Genomic DNA, 22454 nt, shown 5'->3' with positions numbered 1-22454 from the left:
GGGGGCTGCTGATGGACCTGCGGCACAGCCTGCCCCGCCTTGCCTTCCAGGCCGGGCGGCTGACCGAGGGCACGCGCATGCTGCCCGAGGAAACGGCGGTGGCGATCAGCTACAACGGCACCACGCAGGCGGTGATGATGGCCACCCCGGCCGATCTGGAGGATTTTGCGCTGGGGTTTTCCCTCACGGAAGGCATCGCTGCGCCGGATGAGATCGACAGCATCACAGCCGTCGAGACTGACCGGGGGATTGATCTGCAAATCTGGCTGGTGGGGCCTGCGGGCGACCGGCTGGCGGCACGGCGGCGCAGCATGGCGGGGCCGGTGGGCTGCGGTCTGTGCGGCATCGACAGTCTGGACGAGGCTTTGCGCGCGGTGCCGCCCGTGCCGCCCTCCGGCCTTGCCCTGACAGCGGCGCAGGTCATGGCGGCCATCGCCGCCCTGCCGGGCCATCAACCTTTGCATGATGCCACGCGGGCGGTGCATGCGGCGGCGTTCTGGCGGCCCGGACAGGGGATCATCGCCGCGCGCGAGGATGTGGGGCGGCACAACGCACTGGACAAGCTGGCGGGGGCCCTGGTGTGTGGCGGCGCGGGCATGGTGCGTGCAAGCACGCACCCTACCGGAAGTGACGAACCCGCACGCCGCGGCGGATCACCCGCCGTAGGGTGCGTGCTCGCACGCACCGAGCCATCAACCGTTTATCCAAAAGCCCACGACGGTGCCATAATCCTCACATCGCGCGTCTCCATCGACATGGTGCAGAAATGCGCCCGCATCGGTGCGGCGGTGGTGATCGCCGTGTCTGCCCCTACAGCCCATGCCGTGCGGATGGCCGATGCGGCGGGCATCTCGCTCATCGGTCTGGCCCGCCCCGACGGGTTCGAGGTTTTCACCCATCCCTCCCGCATCAGCACCCAAGAGGCCGCCCATGTCGCCTGACAAACTGGTCTATATGGCCAACCAGATTGCCCTGTTCATGGAAAGCAAGCCAAAGGCCGAAGGCGTGGCCGGGCTGGCGTCCCATATCAATGATTTCTGGGAACCCCGCATGCGGCGCCAGTTCTTTGGCCTGATCGACAGCGGCGCAGCGGGCTTTCGCCCGCTGGTGCTGGAAGCGGCGGCGCAGATCAGACGCCCGGCGCCGGTCTGACCTGGCGGAGCGGGGGGTTTCACACCCCCCGACCCCCGTGGGATATTTGTCTCTGGAAAGAGCAGAGCGCCTCGATCGGTCGAAGGAGCATTGCGCGGTGGCAACGCGCCCCGGTCAATCCCCCAGGTTCAGCAACCCACCGGCCAGCAGGCCCACCATGGTCTGCTGGTTCATGTAGCCGGTTTCCGGCAGGTTGCGCGCCGCCTGAAAACGGCGGATCGCGCGGCGGGTTTCGGCGTCGAACGTGCCGTCGGCCGGGCCAGGGTTGAAGCCCAGACCATCCAGCCGCTGCTCGATCAGACTGCGCGCCAGCCCGCTGAGGTTCAGCGCCGCCTCGGCGGCTTCGGCCTGCTTGCGGGCAGCGTCGTCTTGCTGCGCCTGCCCTGTCAGCGCATCCACCCGTTTTTGCGCCTCGGGCGCAAAGGCCCCGCGCGGGAAGGCGCGCAGATAGTCGCGGTAGGCAATAAGCGTGTTGGACTCGCGCGCTTTGATCCAGGCCGCACGGTCCTGTTCTGCGGATGCCTCGCGCGCGGCCTCGTCGAAAACCGCAAGCCGGGCATTGGCCACATCGGCGTAAAGCCCGTCAGGATAGCGTTTGACATAGGCGCGCAGGCCCGGCTCATCCCCTGCTGCGCCGGTCTGATCCCAGTAGATGCGGTCGGCGCGTTCCTGTTCCGCGCGACGCGCCTCGGCCTCGGCCTCCAGCTCTGCCGCGCGGCGGTCAACCTGCGCTGACAGCCGGGTCAACTGGTCACGGTTCAGAAAACCTGTGGCGGGCAGATCGTTGCGCGTCTGCCATGCGGTGATCGCCCCGCGCGATCCGGGGCCGAACACGCCATCCACGCCGCGCGGGTCATGCCCAAGCATGGCAAGACCGCGCTGAATGGCCCGGCGCTGGTCGCGCGTCAGTTGCAGGGCTTCCTCGGCCTGCTGTGCGACCTGCGCAGGGTCGGGGCGGATGGCGGCAATCTCGGCCCGGGCCTCACGCGCATACCGGCCCTGCGGATAGCGCGCGAGGTAGGATTCGTAGGCCGCCACCGTGCCGATAGCCTCGGTCGCGCGCCAAAGCGCGTCTTCGCCGCTGACCGGCGGTTGGGGTTGCGGTGCGGGCGTGACCCCGCCTGCGGGACGGAACGGCACCAGCGGCGACAGAAAGCCCTCGGCGGTCAGGTCGGGTGCCTCCTCCAGCATGGCAGACAAACTCTTGCCTTTCAGCGGCAGTTGCCGGGTGGCAAATGTCGCAACCGCCAATGCATCACCGCTGATCACCGTCACCCCCTGCGGCACCTGCAAACGGCCAAGGCCCGCCTGCAGGCCCGGCCCCAGTGGAAGGCGGCGGGTTTCGGTGCCCAAAAGCAGCACAGCCCCGCCCCGCGCGGTAGCGGCAATCTCCATCAAGGTGGCAAGGTTCAGCCCGGTGGCATCGACGCTGGCCAGATCGGGCTGGCTGGCATCGGTGCCGATGAACCAGCTTTGCCCCGCCGAACGGGCGAAATGCCCCGACAGCAGGATGACCAGCCGATCCTCGGGGCGCAGGGCGGCCAGCTGTTCCGAGAGCAGGCGGCGCGCATCGTCAGCCGCCAGATCCTCGCCCGAGATCACGCGGAAACCTTGCCGCTCCAGCGTGCTGGCGGCATCAAGCGCGGCATCGGCGGCGGTGATGTCGGCGGCATCGGCATAGTTTTCATTGCCGATGACCAGCGCGCGGTCTTCGGCCCGGGCCATGCCGCCCAGAAACACCAGCGCCACCAGACCCGCCTTGCCGCACCAATTCATCACCATGCCGCTCTCCTTCATGCCAGTGTCAGGCAGGGCCGAAGTGGCCGTGCCGGATTCCGGGTTAATCTAGCATGAGAACGGCAGGCGTTGCGTTTTGTTCCCTGACCCCGGCGAAAAGGCCCCGCCGCGGCAATTGCACGTGTCAGGCCTCCTGCTTGCCGGCGCGCAAGGCGCGGCGGCGGGCCATGGCGTCGGCCCGCGCATCGGCACGGCCCGCGCCCGCCCCGGCGGCAAGGCCAAAGCCCTGGCCTGCTGCGGTGCCAGACAAAGCCTTGGGCGAGTCATCCAGATAGGCCGCCAGTTCGGCAAGGACGGGATAGCGGAAGATGTCGATGATCGACATCTTCGTGCTGTTCAGCGCTGCCTTGATGTCACGGTGCGCCTGCACCGCCAGCAGCGAATGGCCGCCAAGTTCAAAGAAATTGTCCTTCGGCCCCACATTGGGCACCCCAAGAACCCGCGACCATATGGCGGCAATCTGCGCCTGCACCCCTTCGGCGGGTGCCTCTTGCACGCGCGGCGCGGCCACGGCGGCCTGTGGTGCGGGCAGCGCCTTGCGGTCTACCTTGCGGTTGGGGGTCTGGGGAAAGCTGGCCAGCGTCACGATATGGGCCGGAACCATGTGCTCGGGCAGCCGCGCAGCAAGGGTTTCCTTCAGGTTCGGGGCCGCCCCCGTGACATAGGCCACCAGCCGCAGATCGCCCGGCGTATCCTCGCGCGCCAGAACGACGGCCTGGGTGATGCCGGGCTGCTGTTCCAGCACGGCCTCGATCTCGCCCAGTTCGATGCGGTAGCCGCGCAGTTTCACCTGATGGTCGGCGCGGCCGATGAAATCCACCTTGCCATCGGCCCGCCAGCGCACGAGATCGCCGGTGCGATACATCCGGGCACCCCAGGGCGCGGCGGCCTGCGGCGTAACAAAGGGATCGGGGCGGAAACGATCTGCCGTCAGGTCGGGCCGCTGCCAATAACCCCGCGCCACGCCATCGCCACCGATCCACAATTCGCCCGGCGTGCCGACGGGCGCGGGCTGCAGCGCGTCATCCAGCACATACAGTTGCGTGTTGGCGATGGGGCGGCCGATGTTGGTGATGTTTTCCTGCCCCGACGCGGTTTCGGTCGAGGACCAGATGGTTGTCTCGGTCGGCCCATACATGTTTTCAACCGTGGCCTGCGTGGCGCGGCGCAGATCCTGCACCAGTGCCCCCGGCAAAGCCTCGCCCCCCAGCATCAGGGTTTTCACCCCGGCCAGTGCCGCACGCGAATCGTCGTTCATCGCGATCATCCGCGCCATGGACGGGGTGCATTGCAGATGCGTCACACGGTGGCGCGCCAGTTGTGCCGCGATGGAATAATCATCCTCGGCAGGGCCCTGATTGGCGCGGCGCAGCACCTCGGCCAACGGCTTCAACCCTTCCAGCACCGTGGCATTGGCGATGCCATAGTCGATCAGGCAGGCCACCTCATTCACGCCGATGGCCTTCAGCTCTTCCACCCGGGCCAAGGCGTCGTCCATGGTGCCGAACAGGCCGGAATCATCAAAATACCGCTGGAAGGCGAAATCGAGGATACCCTCCATTTCCTCCGGCGCCACCGATTGCAGGTCGATCTGCATCGGGTTGGTCACGCCCTGCGGTTTCTTGAAGGCCGGGAAGGCCCAGGCATATTGCTTTATCAGGCCCGCCGCCGAGCGCAGGTAATCCTTCATCGGTTCGCGGGCGGTGTCACGCGCAAGGTCGCGGGTGGCGGCAAGGTAGGTGTGCAGCATCAGCGTGACCGTGCGCGTCGCCGGATCATGGCCCGCATCGCGCAGCGCCTGATGGTAGATACCGATTTTTGTGGCCACCTCGGCCACCGTCTGCCCCAGAAGATGCGTCAGCACATTGGCCCCAATGGCCCCCGCCTCGCGCCATGTTTCGGGGTTGCCGGCGGTTGTGACCCAAACGGGCAACTCGCGCGAGATTGGGCGCGGCTGCGTGACAACGGCAAAGGGCGTGCCATTGGCGGTGGGAAATTCCACCGCCTCGCCGCGCCACAGGCGGCGCACCTGATCTATCGCGTCAAACAGGGCCTTGCGGTTGTTCGGCGGGGTGTTTTCCGGCCGCAGCACGAAATCATCGGGCTGCCAGCCCGACGCCATCGCCAGCCCCACGCGCCCGCCGGTCAGGTTATCGATCACCGCCCAATCCTCGGCTATCCGCGCCGGGTGGTGCAGCGGCGCCACGCAAGACCCCGCCCGCACGTCGATGTTTTTCGTCAGGCCCGCAATCGCCGCACCCGTCACCGCCGGGTTGGGGTAGGGCCCGCCGAATGCATGGAAGTGCCGTTCCGGCGTCCAGACCGCGATGAAACCGTTGTCATCGGCGAATTTCGCGCCTTCCAGCAGCAGCTCATACTTCTTCGCCCCGGTGCCATCGTCATTGCCCCAGTAATACAGGCTGAAATCAATGGGTTTGGCGCTGACCGTGCGGCCCGACGACACCAGCGCCCGGTTTTCATCCGAGGTGATGACGATCTTGAACCCGCGCGCCAGCGTCCAGAACAGCTCCAGCACCGAAATGTCGAAGGACAGTGACGTAACCGCCATCCACACGCCCGGCGGATCATGCGGGATGCGCCCATCCATGCCGGTGAAGAAATTCAGCACGTTGCGGTGCTCGATCATCACCCCTTTGGGCCGCCCGGTGGAGCCGGATGTGTAGATCATATAGGCCAGATCGGCAGATGTGACGCTGGTTTGGGGGTTGGTGTCGGGGGAAGCGGCCAGGCGCGGGTCGGCATCAAGGCACAGGGTCTGCGCCGCGTGGGCGGGCGGGGATGCGGCCAGCGCGGATTGGGTGACGACAACCGGCGCGGCGCTGTCCTCGATGAACAGGGCGATACGGTCGGCGGGATAGGCCGGGTCCATCGGAACGTAAGCCCCACCCGCCTTTTGGATCGCCAGCGCGCCCACCAGCAGGTCAAGCGAACGGCGGGTGCACAGGCCCACCAGTGTGCCGGGGGTCACGCCCATGGCAATCAGCACATGTGCCGCGCGGTTGGCCCGGGCGTTCAGTGCGGCATAGGTCAGGCTTTCTGCCTCAAACACAATCGCCGTGGCGTCGGGGGAACGCAGCACCTGCGCCTCGAACGCCTGATGCACGCACAGGCTGCGATCATAATCGGTCGCGGTGGCGTTCCAGCCGTGCAGCACCTGCGCCCGTTCGGCATCCGGCAGCAGCGGCAGTTGTGCCACCGGCGCATCACCCGCCGTCGCCATGGCATCGGCAAAGGTGGCAAAGCGGGTGGCGATGGCGGCAGCCTCTGCCGCGCTCAACCGGGCGGAATCGTAGTGCAGCGCGGCATCATCCGCCAGAACGGCCAGTGTCAGCACCGCACCCGGCACCGGCGCATCCACGCCGGTCAGCGCCACGGGCGGCATCGTCACGCCGCGCAGGCCCCTGTCGCGCGCGATCAGATCCAGCGCAAAGGCGGGCGTCTTGCGGGCTTTTGCCAAGGCTGCGGCAAAGGCCGCCCGGGCAGAGCCCGCCGTGCCCTGCGCATCGACGCGCAGCGGCACCCAGGTGCTGAGAATGCCATATGTGTCGCCACCACCGACAAAGGCCATGTCGCAGACGGGTTTGGCCGACAGCCGCGCCGCCGCAAGGGCCAGTGCCGCGAACCGCGCATCGGTATCCAGTGCGGCAGGCAGGCGCAGCGGCAGGCGGGCATGGGTGGAAAAGCCGGGGCTGGGCAGCGCCATCGGCACTTCGGCAGGTTCCAGCGCCGTCAGGGCGCGCCGCAGGGCAACCTCGCCGGGGGCGACAGCGGCCAGCGCGCGGGTCAGCGCATCCATATTGGGGGCGGTCACGGGCAGGCCCGCCAGTGTCGCGGCCTCCACCGCCCTGCCGTTCTGGTCGGTCAGCCCCGACAACCGCAGCACGCCATCGGCACAGGCGACGGTCAAGCCACCCGCATCCGCCGCCAGAGCCGTCCCGGGGGCTGCGTCACCCGCCACCAGCTCACAACTCCCGACGCAAAGCACACGGTCGCCAAGCATGATCTTCGGCAGGGTCAGCGGGTTGAAATATGTGCCATGGTCCAGCGCGCGGACCAGCGCCGACAGGCTGGCCGCAGGCTGTGCAAAATCCAGAACCCCGGCTGCGGCAGGCCGCGCGGCACGCGCGAAATAGCTGCGCTGCGCCAGATCCTGCTTGCGCCGCTGCGGTGCGCCGGTTTCCAGCGCGGCCACCAGAACAGGGAAACTGTCAATCGCCGCCTCGAAGCATTTCGTGTTCAGTGTCAGCGCGGTATCTGTATCGGCAATGGGGAACAGCCGCTGTTCCAGAATGTCGCCCTCGTCGATCCCGCCCTCGATCAGGTGCCAGGTGATGCCATGCTGCGCCTCGCCATTCGCAATCGCCCAGACCGGCGCGTTGAGGCCCGCATAGCGCGGCAGCGGCCCGTCGTGAAAGTTCACCGCGCCCCTGGCCAGCGCCAGCACCGCATCGGGAATGACCACCAGATTGGCGATGGAAAGCAGCCAGTCCACCCGCAGCCCTGCCAGCCGGTCGGACAGCCCGGCATCCTGCGCCTCCACCCGCAGGCCCTTGCCCAGACCCCAGGCGCGCACATCGCCGTTCTGCGTCACCACGGCGGCGATGCTGTGCCCGCGCTGCATCAGCACCTCGGCGCATTGGATGGCGAGGGATTCGTTGCCGATGACGATGCAGGTCAGGCGGGGGGCATGAATGTTCATGGGCACTCCAAAACTCTTATTCGCCCGGTTGCGGGGCGATGACGGGCGGCGGCGCGGGACGGCGGAACAGGCGGCGAGTATGGTGGCGGATCAGGTCACGCAGGAAATACGGCGCATCGCCGCGGTCTTTCTTCTGCACCAGCAGGCGCGCGCGCCACAAAAGGCCACCCACAGCAAGGGCGACCGTAGCAGCGATCGTATAGGCAAGCCCATGGTTTTTCGTGAAATAATGCCAGCGGCTGTCGAACCAATACGCGGGCATCCGCCGCCATTGCTTCATCCCGGTCGAGACAGAGCCGATATGCGTCACTTCACTTTCGCGCACATAGTCGGTGGGAAAGCCTGCCAGCGCCGCACGGCGGCACAGATCGGTTTCCTCGAAATAAAGGAAGAAGGTTTCGTCAAACAGCCCGATCCGGTCCAGCACATCCTGCCGCATCATCAGGCTGGCACCTGCCAGCCAATCCACCCGCACCGTGGTTTCAGGAATCGACTGCGCGACGATGTGGTTTTTCAACAGCTTGCTGACCGGGCCGAAGCGGATCGCCGCCTCGAACTCGCCCGCGACAGAGGGAAATCGAAAGGCGGTGCGGTGCGGTTCGCCATCGTCGCCGTGAATATAGCTGCCCGCGAAACCCGTAGCGGGGTGGGTTTGCAAATGCTCCAGCAGCGCGCGGATCGACCCCGGGTCGGGGAAGGCATCGGAATTCAGGATATAGACGTAATCGGGCCGTGCCCCCCCCGGCAGACCCGCCCGGATGCCCACGTTATTGCCCGCGCCGAAACCGCCATTGCGCTCCGACTGGATCACCCGCACCGGCACCGGTGCGCTATCCCACCCCCGTTCGGCCACTGCGCGGCTGATCGCCTCGAACGACCCGTCGCCCGAGGCATTGTCCACCACCGTCAGCGCGCCCGCCATGCCCTGCATCTCGCGCAGGGCTGCCTCCACCGCGCGCAGCGTCATGTCGGGCGTGCGCCAGTTCAGCACGACGGTCAGCAGAGTGGGTGCGGGCATGGGTTGCACCATCACTCCGCCGCCTGCGACGGGGTGAAGCGATCCACAGGGCTGGCGGTCGCGCGGCCTGCCCCGGCCTCGGCTGTCGCGATCACGTTGCGCATCTTTGCCGCCAGCACCCGCACATTGGGCTCCAACACCATGCTGTCATGGTCGCCCGGCACCTCGATCACCTCCAGCGCGGGCGCAAAGCGGGTCAGGTCATTGTCGGGGAACACATATTCCTTGGCCGCACTTACCCATTTGCCGCCCGACACCTGCCAGTGCCGGTCCAGCGGCGGGCGGAACAGCGCGGTGGCCCCAACGCGCTGCGGCAGGTCATAAAGCGGCAGGGCCGCGCGGAACGCGGCCTCGATAGCCGCATTGTGGAACGCGCCCTCGGTCTGTTCGGGGGCGGGGTTGCGCTTCTGCATCTCCCATTCCCAGCGCGCGCGCGCCCAGTCGGCCAGATATCCCGGCCCGCGCTTGCGCAATTCGGCCAGCTTTATCAGCGCCTTGTCGGGGCGGCTGAGGGCTGGACGCAGCGGCAGCGGCGTATCCAGCAGCACCAGCAGCGCCACCTCTTCGCCCTCGGCCTCCAACTGCCGGGCCATTTCCCAGGCGGTCAGACCACCGCCGGAAAAGCCGCCCAGCAAATAGGGGCCATGCGCCTGCACCTGCCGCAGTTCGGCGATGTAATCCGACGCCGCCTCGGGCAGCGTGTCATGCGGCGGCTGGTCGCCATAAAGGCCCCGCGCCTGAAGCCCGTAGAACGGCCTGTCGCCACCGATCAGCTGCGCCAGATGCCGCAGGTTCAAGACATTGCCGAACATGCCCGCCACAAGGAAGAACGGCGTTTTCGGCCCGCCATCCTTTTCGTGCATGGCCACCAGATGCGTAAACCGGCGCACCGGCTTTGCCGCCACCGGCGCCGCGCCATCCTGCGGGCCGATCCGCTCGATGATCAATGCGGCACAGCCGGCAATCGTCGGGGCCTCGAACAGCACCGAGATCGGGAAATCCACCCGATACGCCTTGCGCACCATGGAAAACAGCCGCACCGCGATCAGCGAATGGCCACCAAGGGCAAAGAAATCATCCTCCACCCCCACTTGCCCCACGCCCAGCAATTCCTGCCAGAAGCCGACCAGCGTGCGTTCCACATCATTGCGGGGCTCCACATAGGCGGTGTCCAGATCGGGGCGCGCGAAGCTTTGGCCTTCGGTGCGGGCTGCCTCTACCGCGTCGGCCTGGCGGATCAGATGCGGCAGATCCAGCGACGAGACGATGACCTGCGGCAAGCCTGACGCCACGGCACGGCGGAAGGCCTCGGCGCCCTCCTCGGGGCGGATGCCCTGGGTCAAGTTATGCAGCAGGCGTTCCTCGGCGGGGGAAAGCTGCTTGGTATCGGCCTGCCCATCGTCAAACTCCAACTCGCGCGCGTCGGGGGGCGACAGTGCCAGGGCCCCTTCCAGACGGCGGATGGTGAAGCCCGTGATCTCCATCAGCACCGCGCCTTCCGGCGTGGCCAAAGTGATGTCGAAACTGGCCACCGGGCTGTCGGCGCGGTTGGCCCCGGCGTTGCGCACATGGCTGACGATCTGCGCGGGCAAGGGCGCGTGGACGCGGATTGACCCATAAGACACCGGCACCCACAGATGCGTGGGCTGATAGCCCGCAATCAGCCCCATGGCCCATCCGGTCGCCAGATCCAGCAGTGCCGGGTGCAGAAGCCACCCCTCATTCAGGTCATGGCGGAAGGGCGCAGGCAGGGCCAGCGTGGCGATCCCCTCACCCTGCCCCAGTGCGGCCTCGGTCAGCACACGCCAGCGCGGGCCAAAGTTCAGATGCTCCTCCTGCGGGGACCGCAGGCCGTTCGGGTCTTTTGTGACCACCGGGCAGCGGGCGGCAATCGCGGCGGGGTCGATGCGTTTCGCTTGGGCCGCCAGCGGAATCAGCCGCGCCTGCGCGTTCAGCTGATAGCCCACGCGGCCCTTGTGCGGCACGGCGGAGCGGAGTTCGAACCCATACCCCTCGTCGCTGCGGGTCAGTTTCGCGCGGATGTCGCGGGATGCGGTATCGGGCACATCCAGCGGCCGGAAGAAATACAGATCCTTGATTTCAAACGCAGCCACGCCCTCATGCGCCAGCGCCTCGGCGGCGAGTTCCAGATAGCCGGTGCCGGGGATCAGCGCCTGACCGGCCCTGGTGCGGTGGCCATCCAGTATCCAGCGGTCAGTGCCATAGGATGCGGTGAACAGCCGGTTGCCGTCGCGGTCGAACGTCGCCTCGTCCAGCATCGCGGCCTGAATGGGCAGGCGCGGCGCGGGGGGCCGTGTGCCGGTGCGGTCGGCCAGTGCCTCGGCCGCCATGCCAACGCCGGTCCAGATGCCCCAGTTCAGCGCCAGAACGCGCGTGCGGCCACCCTTGCGCGACTGCGCAAAGGCGTTGAGGTATTCATTCGCCGCCACATAGTCGATCTGGCCCGCAGGCCCGGTGACGGTGGAGGTGGAGGCGAACAGCACCATCAGATCCAGCGCGCCATCGGGGAACAGCGCCGACAGCACCTGCGTGCCGTGGAGTTTCGGCGCGAACACCTCTTCCACCGCCGCGGGGGATTTGGTCAAGAGCGGGCCGTCATCCACCACACCCGCCGCATGGATCACCGCGCGGATCGGGCCGAAGGCGGCGGTGCCCTTGGCAATCGCGGCCTTCATGTCTTCGGTGTTGCAGACATCGGCGGTGGCCACGATCACCTCGCCACCCAAAGCCTCCAGCCGTTGCAAGGCCAGGATGCGGCGCGCAACCGGATCGGCGGGGTTGGCCAGATGTTTCGGCCAGTCGGCCCGCGCAGGCAGATCACGCCGCGCGATCAGCAGGATACGCGCCTTGCAGCGGCGGATCAGGTCTTCGGCCAGCGTCAGGCCGATGCCGCCGAAACCGCCGGTGATCAGCACCGGGGTGCCTTCCGGCAGGGTCAGCGCATCGGTGTCGGGCAGGGCCACGGCCTTCACCCCCCGCTCATACCGGCGTTCGCCACGCAGGGCGGCGGCGGTGTTGGCGGGCGTTGCCAGCATATCCTCCAGCACCTGCGAGGCCAGACGCTCCATCGCCGCCGCATCAGGTTTGCCGCGCTTGCCCAGGGGCAGCACCACGTCCAGCGTCGAACACGTCACACCCGGCAGTTCGCGCGGGATCACTTTCACCGGCCCGTGGATCGTCGCCTTTTCGGCATAGGCCAGCACATCGGCCTTCACACTGGCCGCACCCGAGGTTACGGCGGTGATATGGATCGGGCGGGGCAGGTTTTCCTCGGCCATGGCCTGCGCGAGGAACATCAGGGAATAGAACCCCTGCTCGATATTGCGGTGGAAAAAGCTGGAACCGGGGCGAAAAGATTCCTGCGCCGTCACCAGCCAGAAATGCGCGATGCGGTTCGGGGCCAGACCCTGCGCCACCAGATCTCGGATCAGCGCGTCATAGCCATCACGCCCCCGTTCGGGTGCAAGGGTATAGCCGGTGGCATCTCGGCGATAGGCATCGCCTGCGCGCACCGTGGTCACGCGGTGGCCTGCGGCGGTCAGGCGGGCAGCGCACGTTGCACCAAGGCCCGCGTCATCAAGAAACACCAGCCATGTTTCGGGGGTGGAACCGGCCAGCGCCTCGGGGTCCAGATCGCAGTCGGCGGAACGGGGGCGCCAGTGGGGCTGCCAGCCCCATGAGGCCAGATCGTCATTGCGCAGGGGCAGTGCCGGGGCAGTCTCGGCCAGTTTGCCGGGTTCGATGAAATAGGGTTTGCGCTGGAATGCATAGGTCGGCAGCGGCACGCGGTTGCGCTTGGCGTCGCCCCAGATCGGCTCCCAATCCACCGGCACGCCACAGGCCCACAGGCGCGCGATGGTGGCGATGTGCCACTGGTCATCTGGCATGCGTTGTTCCGGGTGCCGCAGCGCGGCAATCACCTGCCCGGCCGCCACGCCATTGGCCTGCGCCAAGGATGACATCGCGCGGCCCGGCCCCATTTCCATGAACACGCGGCCCGGCGTGGCCATCAGCGTCGCCATGCAATCGGCAAACATCACCGTGTTGCGCAGATGGGCCACCCAATAGGCCGGGTCGGTTGCCTGCGCCACCGTCAGCGGCTGGCCAGAACGGTTGGAGATGATCGGGATCTGCGGCGCGTTCAGCGGGATCGATCGCAGATAGGCACCGAAACGGTCGAGTATCGGTTCCAGCATGCGGCTGTGGGCGGCGATGTCGATGGCGATGCGCTGGGTTTCGATGCCCTCGGCATCCAGCCGCGCGGCCAGCGCCACCAGCGCTGCATCGGGGCCCGACACGACGCACAGACCGGGCGCGTTGACGGATGCCATGTCGCAATCATCGGCAAGGTAAGGCCGCAGCGCCGCCGGGTCCAGCGGCACCGACAGCATGCCACCCGGCGCGATGGTGTCGAACAGGCTGCCGCGCAGGTGAACAAGGCCGATGCAATCGGCAAAGCTCATCACCCCGGCAAGGCAGGCGGCGGTATTTTCGCCCATCGAATGCCCGACCAGCGCAGTCGGCGTCACACCCCAACTGAGGTAAAGCTGCGCCAGCGCATATTCGGTGATCATGATCAGCGGCAGTTGCACCGAAGGGCGCTTCAGCCGGTCATTCGCCGCTGCCAGACCGTCAGCCTCGGGCAGCCAGACCGCGCGGATGTCGTAATCCAGCTTGGGCTGCAGGATCGCCAGACCTTGATCCATCCAGTCGCGGAACACCGGCTCTGTCTCATAAAGGTCGCGCGCCATGCCCGCGAATTGCGCGCCACCGCCGGGGAACATGAACATCACCTGGGGGTCGTCACCCAGATGGTCGTGGGTGAACACGCGGCGCGGGTCTTTGCCCTCCAGCAGATCGGCGGCGGCATCGTGGGAATCCGCCACGATCACCCGGCGCTTCTCGAACGCGCGGCGACCGTGTTTCAGCGTCCAGGCCACATCGGCCAAGGGTTGATCGGGGTTGGCACGCAGATGCGCGGCGAGGCGCAGGCTGGCCGCATCCAGCGCCGGTTTGCTGCGGGCCGATAGCACAAGCGGCTGGAACGGCCAGTCGCTTTCGCCCGACGCGTCACGCTGGGGGGCGGCTTGCAGCACGGTATGGGCATTAGTGCCGCCGACGCCAAGGCTGTTCACCCCGGCGCGGCGCGGCGTGGCGCGCATGGGCCAGTCGGTCAGCCGGTCATTCACCCGGAAGGGCGAGGATTCGAAATCAATCGCCGGGTTGGGCGCTTCATAGCCCAGCGAGGGCGGCATCTGCCCGTGGTGCAGGGCCAGAGACACCTTGATGAGGCTGGCCACCCCGGCGGCAGTATCCAGATGGCCGATGTTGGTTTTCACCGATCCGATGCGGCAATGGCCCACCGCATCTGTGGTTTCGCGGAAGGCGGCGGTCAGGGCCGCCACCTCGATCGGGTCGCCCAGATAGGTGCCGGTGCCGTGGCATTCGACATAATCCACCGTATCGGCGGTAACGCCGGCAATGGCCTGCGCCTCGGCTATCGCCTTGGCCTGCCCATCAACGGACGGTGCCAGATAACCGGCCTTTGCCGCCCCATCGTTGTTGACGGCAGATCCCTTGATGATCGCCCAGATATGGTCGCCGTCGCGGATCGCATCCACTGCGCGGCGCAGCACAACCGCCCCGGCACCCGAGCCGAACACCGTGCCCTGCGCGCGGTGGTCGAAGGCGTGGCAATGACCATCGGGCGACAAAATCTCGCCGTCCTGAAAGATATAGCCGCGCGCATGCGGCAATTCGATGGTGACGCCGCCCGCCAAAGCCATGTCGCATTCGCCGTTCAGCAGCGCCTGTGTGGCGTAATGCACCGCGACCAGCGAGGTGGAACACGCGGTCTGGATGTTGATCGACGGGCCCTTGAGGTCGAAGATGTGCGATACGCGGGTAGACAGGAAATCCTTGTCGTTCCCGGTGTGGCGCAGCAGGAACATGCCGGTGTTTTCAACAAGGTCCGGGTTGGAACACAGGTTGAAGTAGAAATACGATCCCATGCCGCAGCCGGCGTAGACGCCAATGGCACCCGGGAAATTTTCGGGCGGGTGGCCTGCGTTTTCCAGCGCCTCCCAGCACACTTCCATGAACTGCCGGTGCTGCGGATCAAGGATCGCGGCCTCTTTGGGGGAAAACCCGAAGAAATCGGCATCGAACTGCTCGAACCCATCCAGAATGGCGGCGGCGGGCACATAGTTGCGGTGGCGCATGCGGGCGGGGTCTTCGCCTGCGGCCAGCAATTCGGCATCGGTGAGGTGGCGGATGCTTTCCACCCCGTCGCGCAGATTGGCCCAATAGGCGGCAATGTCGCCAGCGCCCGGCAGGTGCGCGGCCATGCCGACAATGGCAATGTCGGTTTCCGTGATCTGCTGATCCGCCCGCGTGTCTTCCGTCATGCCATCCACTCTGGTCGCGGGCGTGCTGCGGTATACAGCCAACCCTACCTAAATTAACGCAAATTCACCAGCAAAGACAGCCTGTGCCGGATCATCTTGCTATCATGCACACGGCCGCGGCAATGCCTTCGCGCTGACACGACTCGGCCGGTTTTCCTGCTGTGTGCCCTTTAAACTTGCCACGAATATGGCTGGTTCATGGCGGCTTTCTGCAAGTCCGGCCAGCCTGTCTGCCAGCCATCGCCTGATACGGGCCCACGGGGGCGTGAGTTTCACAATACCGTGCGCGGCGGGCGGGCGGGGGCCGCAGCCGTGGCAACAGGCGGGGCGGCGGGCTGGCGGCGGGCCAGCGCCAGCGCCTCGGCATGGCCCAAAAGCGCCCCGGCCAGCAGCCAGGTGAACGGGATCAGCGTGGCATTGGGCAACAGATCGACCATGTTGGTGCCCAGGATCAGCGCGACCAGACATACATAGGGCGAGATTTCCACGCCACGGCGCAGCCCCTGCTTGGCCAGTGCAAACAGCGGCAGCGCCAGCAGCCCGAACTGCGCGATGAAGCCAAGCCAGCCGGAAACCCCCATGGCAATGATCCAGGCCCCGTCGGATATGGTCAGCAACTTGCCCGTCACCGCATCATAGACATGGTTGCGCCCATAACCGCCCCAGCCGAACAGCGCCTGCTGGCTGGCATGGTCCAGCAGCATTTCCTCGTTGTCAAAACGGAAGCCCAGCGACTGCGCGCGTTCGGGGCTGATGCTTTCGGCAAAGGCCAGCAGCGTGTCGATGGGCACCAGATGCGCGCCGCGCAGCAACGGATAGCTGATTGCCAGAAGCGCCATGGCCGCCGCCGCCAGCACCATGCCGCGCCGCCCGGCCAAAAGGATGATCCCCGACAGCACCACACCATAGGCCAGCGGTCCCACGCTTTTGCAGGCCACCAGCAGCAGGCCCAGATAGACGGTCGCGGCAATCAGCCTGGGGCGCTCTTTCCCGCTGGCACAGCGTGCCAGCATCAGCGCCGAGACATAGCACATCAGCGCAAAGAACGCCGCCCACAGCCCATGCGGCAGGAACACGATGGGGCGAAAGCCGCCTTGCCGGATCATCTGGATAAAGTCATGCTGGAAAAAGCCGTAGACCCATACGTTGATCTGCGGGCTCAGCCGCACCTCGATCAGCATCGGTATGGAATAGAACAGGCCCGCCACCACCAGCGCCACGGCGATATTGCGCATCGCCTCGGGTGTCGCCAGATAGCGGCGGCCCAGGATCAGCGGCAGCAGCGCGATGAACTGGTTGGGCACGGCGGCGACGGAATCGTAAAGCCGCATCCCCGGCAATTGCCCGGTGGCCAGCGGGAAGGGCTGCGTGTTGGTCAGCACCGTGGCAAAGGCCCCCAGGATGAACAGCGCCATCAGCGCCTTGCCCAAAAAGGTGGGGGGCAGGATCGCCAGCCGCTCCTGCCGCACGAACAGCACCATCACCAGCGCCGACAGGGTGGGAATGCTGAACTTGTCCAGATCGGGCACGGCGGGCAGGTCGATCTTGGCCAGTGGCGGCAGCAGAAGATAGCCGCCAAGGATGGTCCAGATCAGCGCCTTGTCAGGCGTCAGGCGGCGGAACAGCACGAATGTGACCAGCGGCCAGATCAGCAGCATCAGATAGGCGATGATGTTTCCGAACTGCATCAGGCACTTTCACCGGTGTCGGGGCGCGGCCCGCCGCGACAGGCGGGCAGGCGCAGAAAACATAGCATGCGGCCAGCCCCCGCGCCACTGGCGCCCCGGTCAGACCACCCGGCGCAGGCCGGGGACTTGGCGCAGCACCCAGGTTGCAACCAGCGACATGGCAAAGATCAGCAGCGCGGCAAAGGCGGCATTCACCCCGCCGCCGAACAGCTTGTATGTGACGAGCATGAAGAACGGATGCACCAGATAGATGCCGAAGGCCAGCTTGCCCAGTGCCGCCACCGCCTGATTGCGCAGTTCGACCCGCCACAGCACCTCGAACAGCACCGCCGCCAGCAGCATCTGCACCGCCCAGAACATCGGCGCCCCGGCAAAGGTGATGGCAGAAATCAGCGCCGCCGTGCCAAGCGGCAGCAGCGCATTGCCCTGCCGGTGCCCGATGGCGGCAAGGATGCCGTAGATGAACGGCGGCAACGCATAGCCCCATTGTGGCAGCGGCACCGGCATCGGCACAAAGGCCTGCGCCCACAAGAGCGGCGGCGAGATCAGCACCAGCCCGGCGCAGGCCACAACCAATGCACGCGGCGTCTGCACCAGATGCACCAGCAAGGGCACCAGCAGCGAGGCCAGCATGACAAAGGGCAAAAACCACAGATGGATGGTCGAGCCCACCAGCAGCGACCACGGATCGCTTAGCAAAGGGCGGGGGGTATCGGCGGTGGCACTGTCCACGGCGATGAAGAACAGCGACCAGAACAGCCAGGGAAAGGCGATGCGCTGCACCCGCGCCAGCCAGGTAAAGCGGCCCTTTGACCGTTGCAGCGACTGCACCGCCAGAAACCCGGTCAGCACCAGAAACAGCGACAGCGCGACATAGCCCACGATCCGGCCCGGCGCATGCGCATGCGCCCACACAATGCCCAGCGCCGCCGCGATACGGGCCAGGTCGATAGAGCGGCGGTAATAATCCTGTGGTGCTGTCATAGCCATCGGGCGTAAGGCAAACAGGAAACTCAGGCAAGAAACTTGATGCCCTGCGAGATGGCAATCCGGAAACAGAATGTTCCGCTGCGCAAAGCAGTTGCGAAAGGCCAGGGCGCGGCTTTTCGTCGATTTGAAACGGCGATCATGCTAGGCCTGCGCCCGAGAACACGGCGGAGGCAAGGGCAGCGGTGGAATTTCGGTATGACAGCCATGTGATCCGGGTGAACCTGCCCGATACCGCTGCATTGCTGGCAGCGGTGCGCGCCCGGTTTGCGGCACGGCAGGGCTTTGCGCTGGCCACGATCAACCTTGACCATCTGGTGAAGCTGGCCAGCCCCGGGGCGTTTCGGGCGGCCTATGCGGCGCAGGACATGGTGGTGGCCGACGGCAACCCGATTGTCTGGCTGTCGCGGCTGGCCGGGCGGCCCGTGGCGCTGGTGCCGGGGTCTGACATGGTGGTGCCCCTGGCACAGGCGGCTGCGGATGCGGGTGTGCCGGTGGCCTTTGTCGGCAGCAGCGCGGCCGCACTGGCGGCGGCGGCGACCAGCCTGACCGCGCGGGTGCCGGGGCTGAACGTGGCGATGCAGGTGGCGCCGCCCATGGGATTTGACCCTCAGGGACCGGGTGCAGACCGCATTCTGGCCGATCTGGCCGCCGCGAACATAGGGCTGTGCTTCATCGCGCTGGGGGCACCCAAGCAGGAGCTTTTTGCTGCAAGGGGCCGCGCGCTTGCCCCGCATGTGGGCTTTGCCTCGGTGGGCGCGGGGCTGGATTTTCTGGCCGGACGCCAGACCCGCGCGCCGGAGTGGATGCGGAAGCTGGCGCTGGAATGGCTGTGGCGCATGGCGTCCAGCCCGCGCCGGCTGGGGCCGCGCTATGTGGCCTGTGCGGCGATCCTGCCGGGGCAGGTGCTGGCGGCGCTGCGGCTGCGGCGGGCCTGATCACTTGTATTCGATCAGCCCCGTGCGGCGGTTGATCAGCCGCCCCCAGGCATAGCCCAGCGCGCCCTGCGCCTCGGCCAGCTTGCCCAGCACAAGAAACGCGGCAACGGTCCAGTCGCCCTCGCGCCTCGCGATGCGCAGCACCTGAAGAGGCCAGGCCAGCAGCAAAAGCAGCCACAGCGGATGCCACACCAGCGCCAGCAGCAGCGCCGTCAGCGGCAGCACGGCCCCCCACAGCAGCGCGCGCCATGTTTCGCGCACCCAATGCCGTTCCGGCCCTGCGCCGTGCAGGTCGGCACCTTCGGCAAAGGCATGGCCCGCCCGCCGCGTGCGCCGCCACCACTGACCGAACCGGGTCATCGCCGCGTCATGCAGGGTCATCTCGGCCTCCAGCCGCCAGACGCGGCCACCGGCCCGGATAAGCCGCAGGCACAATTCGGGTTCTTCGCCCGCGATCAGAACCTCGCGGTAGCCGCCCACCGCCATCAGGGGCGCAAACCGCATCAGCGCATCACCGCCGCAGGCCGTTGCCGGGCCGGGGGGCGTGTTCCATTCGCGGTCGCACAGCCGGTTGTAGACAGACGCCTGGGGAAACCTTTCGCGCCGCCGTCCGCAGACCACCGTGACCCTGGGATGTGCTTGCAGGAACGCCACGGCGGCGGGCAGCCATCCGGCCACCACCTCGCAATCACCATCAACCATCTGCACCAGATCGGGCGGGGCGGCGCCTTCGAGCGCCGTCAGCCCGGCGTTGCGCGCCCGGGCGGCGGTAAAGGGCTGCGTCATGTCCAGCGCCACCACCTGCACGCCCATCCGCGCCGCCATGGCCTGACTTCCATCCTTCGATCCGCTGTCCACATAGACGATGCGCCGCACCTGCCCTTTGAGCGAGGCAAGACAGGCCTGCAAGCGCGCGCCTTCGTTCCGCCCGATCACCACGGCATCGACAATCGGCGCAGCACCGGCGGCGTCCGGCACAGGTGAAACATGCTGGTCTGGCACAGGCTGGTCTGGCACGGGGCTCTCTTTTTCTGCGGATGCGATGGTTATCCTATGCGCTGCGGCATGGCCTTGTCATGGGTTAACATCGCTGTGACCGGACCGCCGCAGCGGGCTGCAAGACCGCCTCCAGACTTCCCCCCGCAGAAATTATCTGTTAATCACCAATTGGCTGGGCGGGGGCCCGGGCGATTCCTTTCGGCATGGGCGCATGTTTGCCATATTCCTGAAGTATCTGTCCCGGGATCATGCCTGCTGCAAAGCGGGTGCGTGTTTTACCGTTGGTGGCACGTTCGTGCCACGTTGCAGCAGGAGCCTGAAGTTCGGATGCCAAAACACAACATGTTGGTGACGCACGCGCTTCGGCCTGTGGATGTGGAGCATTCCGAGATGAACGGCGACAGGTTCGGCAAGCGACCGGAAGAGGCGGACAAGCCGCGCAGCACCGGGGTTTCGCTGTTCCGGCAGGGCAAGGTGCCCGGCGCGGCAGGGCTGAACGTGGATCACCGCACGGGGCCCGGGCCGTTTTCGGGGCCGATCTTCAATTCATCACCCAATCCCGACCGTGTCTGGGAATCGCTGACCGCCGTAACCCTGAACCCCGGTCATCTGGATGGAAACGGTCTGTTCTCGCAACCGTCCACCAACCCTGCCACGGCGGCCTTTGACATCTTGCGCACGCGCATCCTTCAGGCGCTGGCTGAACGCGGCTGGAAACGCATCGCCATCACCTCGCCCACGCATGGCTGCGGCAAATCCTTTGTGGCCGCCAATCTGGCGCTCAGCCTGTCACGTCGCCCGTCAGGGCGCACCGTTCTGATGGATCTGGAATTGCGCAGCCCCGGGTTGGCCCCGCTCCTCGGCGTGGCCGACGCCGGGCCGCTGCGCGATTTCCTGACCGGCGAGCAGCCGCTGGAATCGCATTTCCTGCGGGTGGGGCGCAATCTGGCGCTGGGGCTGAACGGCACCCCCGTGACCGATGCCGCCGAACTGCTGCAAGAGTCCGCCACCGCCGACGCGCTGGCCGAGATGCTGGAGCAGCTTGACCCCGAAGTGGCGCTGTATGATCTGCCGCCCGCGCTGGTCAGCGATGATGTGATCGCCATGCTGCCGCAGGTCGATGCCGTGCTGCTGGTGGCCGATGGCACCAAGACCACCGCCGAAGACATCCGCGCCTGCGAGCGCCTGTTTGAAAACCGCACGCCGCTGATGGGGGTGGTGCTGAACCGCGCGCAGGATCGCGGGATGGACCGCTACCGTTATGGCAAGAAAAAGTGAACCCTGCTGCGGCGCATTCCGGCGCCCGCAGCCCCAGTGAAGTAACAGGACGCCGCTTTCATGGGCCCCATTCAATCTTTGGACGATCTTTTCGGCGTGCTGCGGCGGCGCGGGCTGCTGATCGCGCTGATCAGCATTGTCGGCATTGCCGCTTCGGTATTTCTGGCCAGCCTTCAGCCAAACAGCTATGAGGCGGCGGCGGTCTTGCAGGTGGAAACGCCGGTCGTCACCGATGGCACCGACGATCCGACCGGCACCAGCACCGCCCAGTTCCTGCAACTGATCGAGCAGCGCATGCTGACGCGCGAAAACCTGATCGCGGTCATCGAACGCCACGCGCTGTTTGCCGCCGCCGAGGGCATGAACATCGACCAGAAGGTGCAGCTTCTGCGGGCCGCAGTGCGGTTTCAAAGCGTGGCACGCGTAGCCCAGCAAGCCTTTGGCGGCGGGGCGGGCGTGTCGGCCATGATCATCTTCGCCCGGTTCGAAGACCCCGAACAGGCGGCGCGGGTGGCCAATGATTTCGCGCAGAGCATTCTGGATGAAAGTGCGGCGGGACAAGCCGCGCGGTCACGCGAGACCATGCGGTTCTATCTGGAGGAAGAGGCCCGCGTCAGCGACGAGATCGTGGCGCTGGAAGGCCGGATCGCCGCTTTCAAGAATGCCAACAGTGCCGCCCTGCCCGATGCCGGCACCGCGCGCGAGAACGAATTGCTTGATCTGGATGCCGCCATACGCGCCATCGACCAGTCGCTTGTGGGCCTTCTGGGCGAGCGGACCGTGCTGCAGAACGCGGGCAGCCTGCGCGCTGTGGAACAGCGGCAACTGGAAACGCTGGTGGCGCAGATCGACGTGTTGAATGCGCAGAAGGCCGCGCTTCAGGCGCAACGCGATGCGCTGGCGGCCTCGTCCGCCCGCACGCCGGAAATCGAGCGCGAGCTGAGCGCCTTTGACCGCCAGTTGCGCCAGTTGCAGGACCAGTATGATGTGATCAACCGCCGTCTGGCCGAAGCCGAGACCAGTCAGCGGCTGGAAGAGCGCAACCAGGCCGAACGGTTTACCCTGCTGGAACGCGCGATCGTGCCGCTGGAACCCTCTGGCGGGCGGGGCCGCAAGCTGATGGCCATGGGCGTGATCGCCAGCCTGGGTCTTGCCTTTGGTCTGGCGCTGGCGCTGGAAATGATGAACCCGGTGCTGCGCACCCGTGGCCAGATGTTGCGGCAGCTAGACCTCAGCCCGGTAATCACCATCCCCGACCTGCCGTTGCGTGGCAGCCCGGCGGGCGGGCGCGCGGGGGCAGAAAAAGGCCCTCTCATGCGGCTGCGCGACGGGTTGCCAAAGCCGATGATGCTGGCAGCGGGCATTGTGGTGTTTCTGGTGGTGATGGCCGCTGCGGCCATCGGTGCCATCTCCGCCTGACACCCTGCCCCCGGCATACAAAAGGCCCGC

12 protein-coding genes are annotated in these 22454 nt (G+C 66.6%); 5 read left to right on the top strand and 7 right to left on the bottom strand.

Features of this window, described 5'->3' with window-relative positions; translation table 11 throughout:
• Positions 1 to 8: 8 nt before the first annotated feature.
• Both GEU84_RS11185 and GEU84_RS11180 read left to right on the top strand, forming a co-directional pair.
• Entirely contained in the window at positions 9 to 941 is a 933-nt protein-coding gene (locus GEU84_RS11185; RefSeq protein WP_241427665.1) for a formate dehydrogenase accessory sulfurtransferase FdhD, read from the top strand.
• Complete coding sequence (locus tag GEU84_RS11180) at positions 931 to 1152, top strand: formate dehydrogenase subunit delta (protein ID WP_152825382.1); 222 nt, start codon at positions 931 to 933, stop codon at positions 1150 to 1152. The genes GEU84_RS11185 and GEU84_RS11180 overlap by 11 nt, the downstream gene beginning before the upstream one ends.
• A 114-nt stretch (positions 1153 to 1266) precedes the next feature.
• On the opposite strand, the gene GEU84_RS11175 is transcribed toward GEU84_RS11180, so the two are convergent.
• From GEU84_RS11175 to GEU84_RS11150, 6 genes are all read right to left on the bottom strand, one after another.
• Entirely contained in the window at positions 1267 to 2934 is a 1668-nt protein-coding gene (locus GEU84_RS11175; protein ID WP_174539800.1) for a peptidoglycan-binding protein, read from the bottom strand.
• Between the two features lie 139 nt (positions 2935 to 3073).
• Positions 3074 to 7669 (bottom strand): MupA/Atu3671 family FMN-dependent luciferase-like monooxygenase, encoded by a 4596-nt coding sequence (locus tag GEU84_RS11170; protein ID WP_152825379.1) that lies wholly within the window; start codon positions 7667 to 7669, stop codon positions 3074 to 3076.
• Between the two features lie 16 nt (positions 7670 to 7685).
• Positions 7686 to 8687, bottom strand: a complete 1002-nt coding sequence (locus GEU84_RS11165; protein ID WP_152825377.1) for a glycosyltransferase family 2 protein — start codon at positions 8685 to 8687, stop codon at positions 7686 to 7688.
• 11 nt (positions 8688 to 8698) lie between these two features.
• Positions 8699 to 15115 carry a type I polyketide synthase gene (locus tag GEU84_RS11160; protein WP_152825375.1) on the bottom strand — a complete coding sequence of 2139 codons (6417 nt, stop codon included), beginning with the start codon at positions 15113 to 15115 and terminating at the stop codon, positions 8699 to 8701.
• Positions 15116 to 15387: 272 nt separating this feature from the next.
• Positions 15388 to 16803, bottom strand: a complete 1416-nt coding sequence (locus GEU84_RS11155) for a hypothetical protein (RefSeq protein WP_174539797.1) — start codon at positions 16801 to 16803, stop codon at positions 15388 to 15390.
• Positions 16804 to 16902: 99 nt separating this feature from the next.
• On the bottom strand, positions 16903 to 17793 hold the full coding sequence (locus tag GEU84_RS11150) for an acyltransferase family protein (RefSeq protein WP_152825373.1): 891 nt from the start codon (positions 17791 to 17793) through the stop codon (positions 16903 to 16905).
• A gap of 182 nt (positions 17794 to 17975) precedes the next feature.
• On the opposite strand from GEU84_RS11150, the gene GEU84_RS11145 reads away from it, so the two are divergent.
• Positions 17976 to 18728 (top strand): WecB/TagA/CpsF family glycosyltransferase, encoded by a 753-nt coding sequence (locus GEU84_RS11145; RefSeq protein WP_174539795.1) that lies wholly within the window; start codon positions 17976 to 17978, stop codon positions 18726 to 18728.
• Here the strand turns inward: GEU84_RS11145 and GEU84_RS11140 are convergent, their stop codons facing one another.
• The gene (locus tag GEU84_RS11140; RefSeq protein WP_420899282.1) at positions 18729 to 19730 is read right to left on the bottom strand and encodes a glycosyltransferase family 2 protein; all 1002 of its coding nucleotides are present in this window, start codon (positions 19728 to 19730) and stop codon (positions 18729 to 18731) included. It lies immediately after the preceding gene.
• Positions 19731 to 20069: 339 nt separating this feature from the next.
• On the opposite strand from GEU84_RS11140, the gene GEU84_RS11135 reads away from it, so the two are divergent.
• Both GEU84_RS11135 and GEU84_RS11130 read left to right on the top strand, forming a co-directional pair.
• Entirely contained in the window at positions 20070 to 21005 is a 936-nt protein-coding gene (locus GEU84_RS11135; RefSeq protein ID WP_174539793.1) for a CpsD/CapB family tyrosine-protein kinase, read from the top strand.
• 60 nt (positions 21006 to 21065) lie between these two features.
• Positions 21066 to 22424, top strand: a complete 1359-nt coding sequence (locus GEU84_RS11130) for a GumC family protein (RefSeq protein ID WP_152825369.1) — start codon at positions 21066 to 21068, stop codon at positions 22422 to 22424.
• Positions 22425 to 22454: the final 30 nt, after the last annotated feature.

The sequence above is a fragment of the Fertoeibacter niger genome (assembly GCF_009380135.2).
In the GTDB taxonomy this organism is placed as follows: Bacteria; Pseudomonadota; Alphaproteobacteria; order Rhodobacterales; family Rhodobacteraceae; genus Fertoeibacter; species Fertoeibacter niger.
The sequence above is the reverse complement of the archived record's forward strand: the minus strand, read 5'-3'. Positions and strand labels throughout refer to the sequence as shown.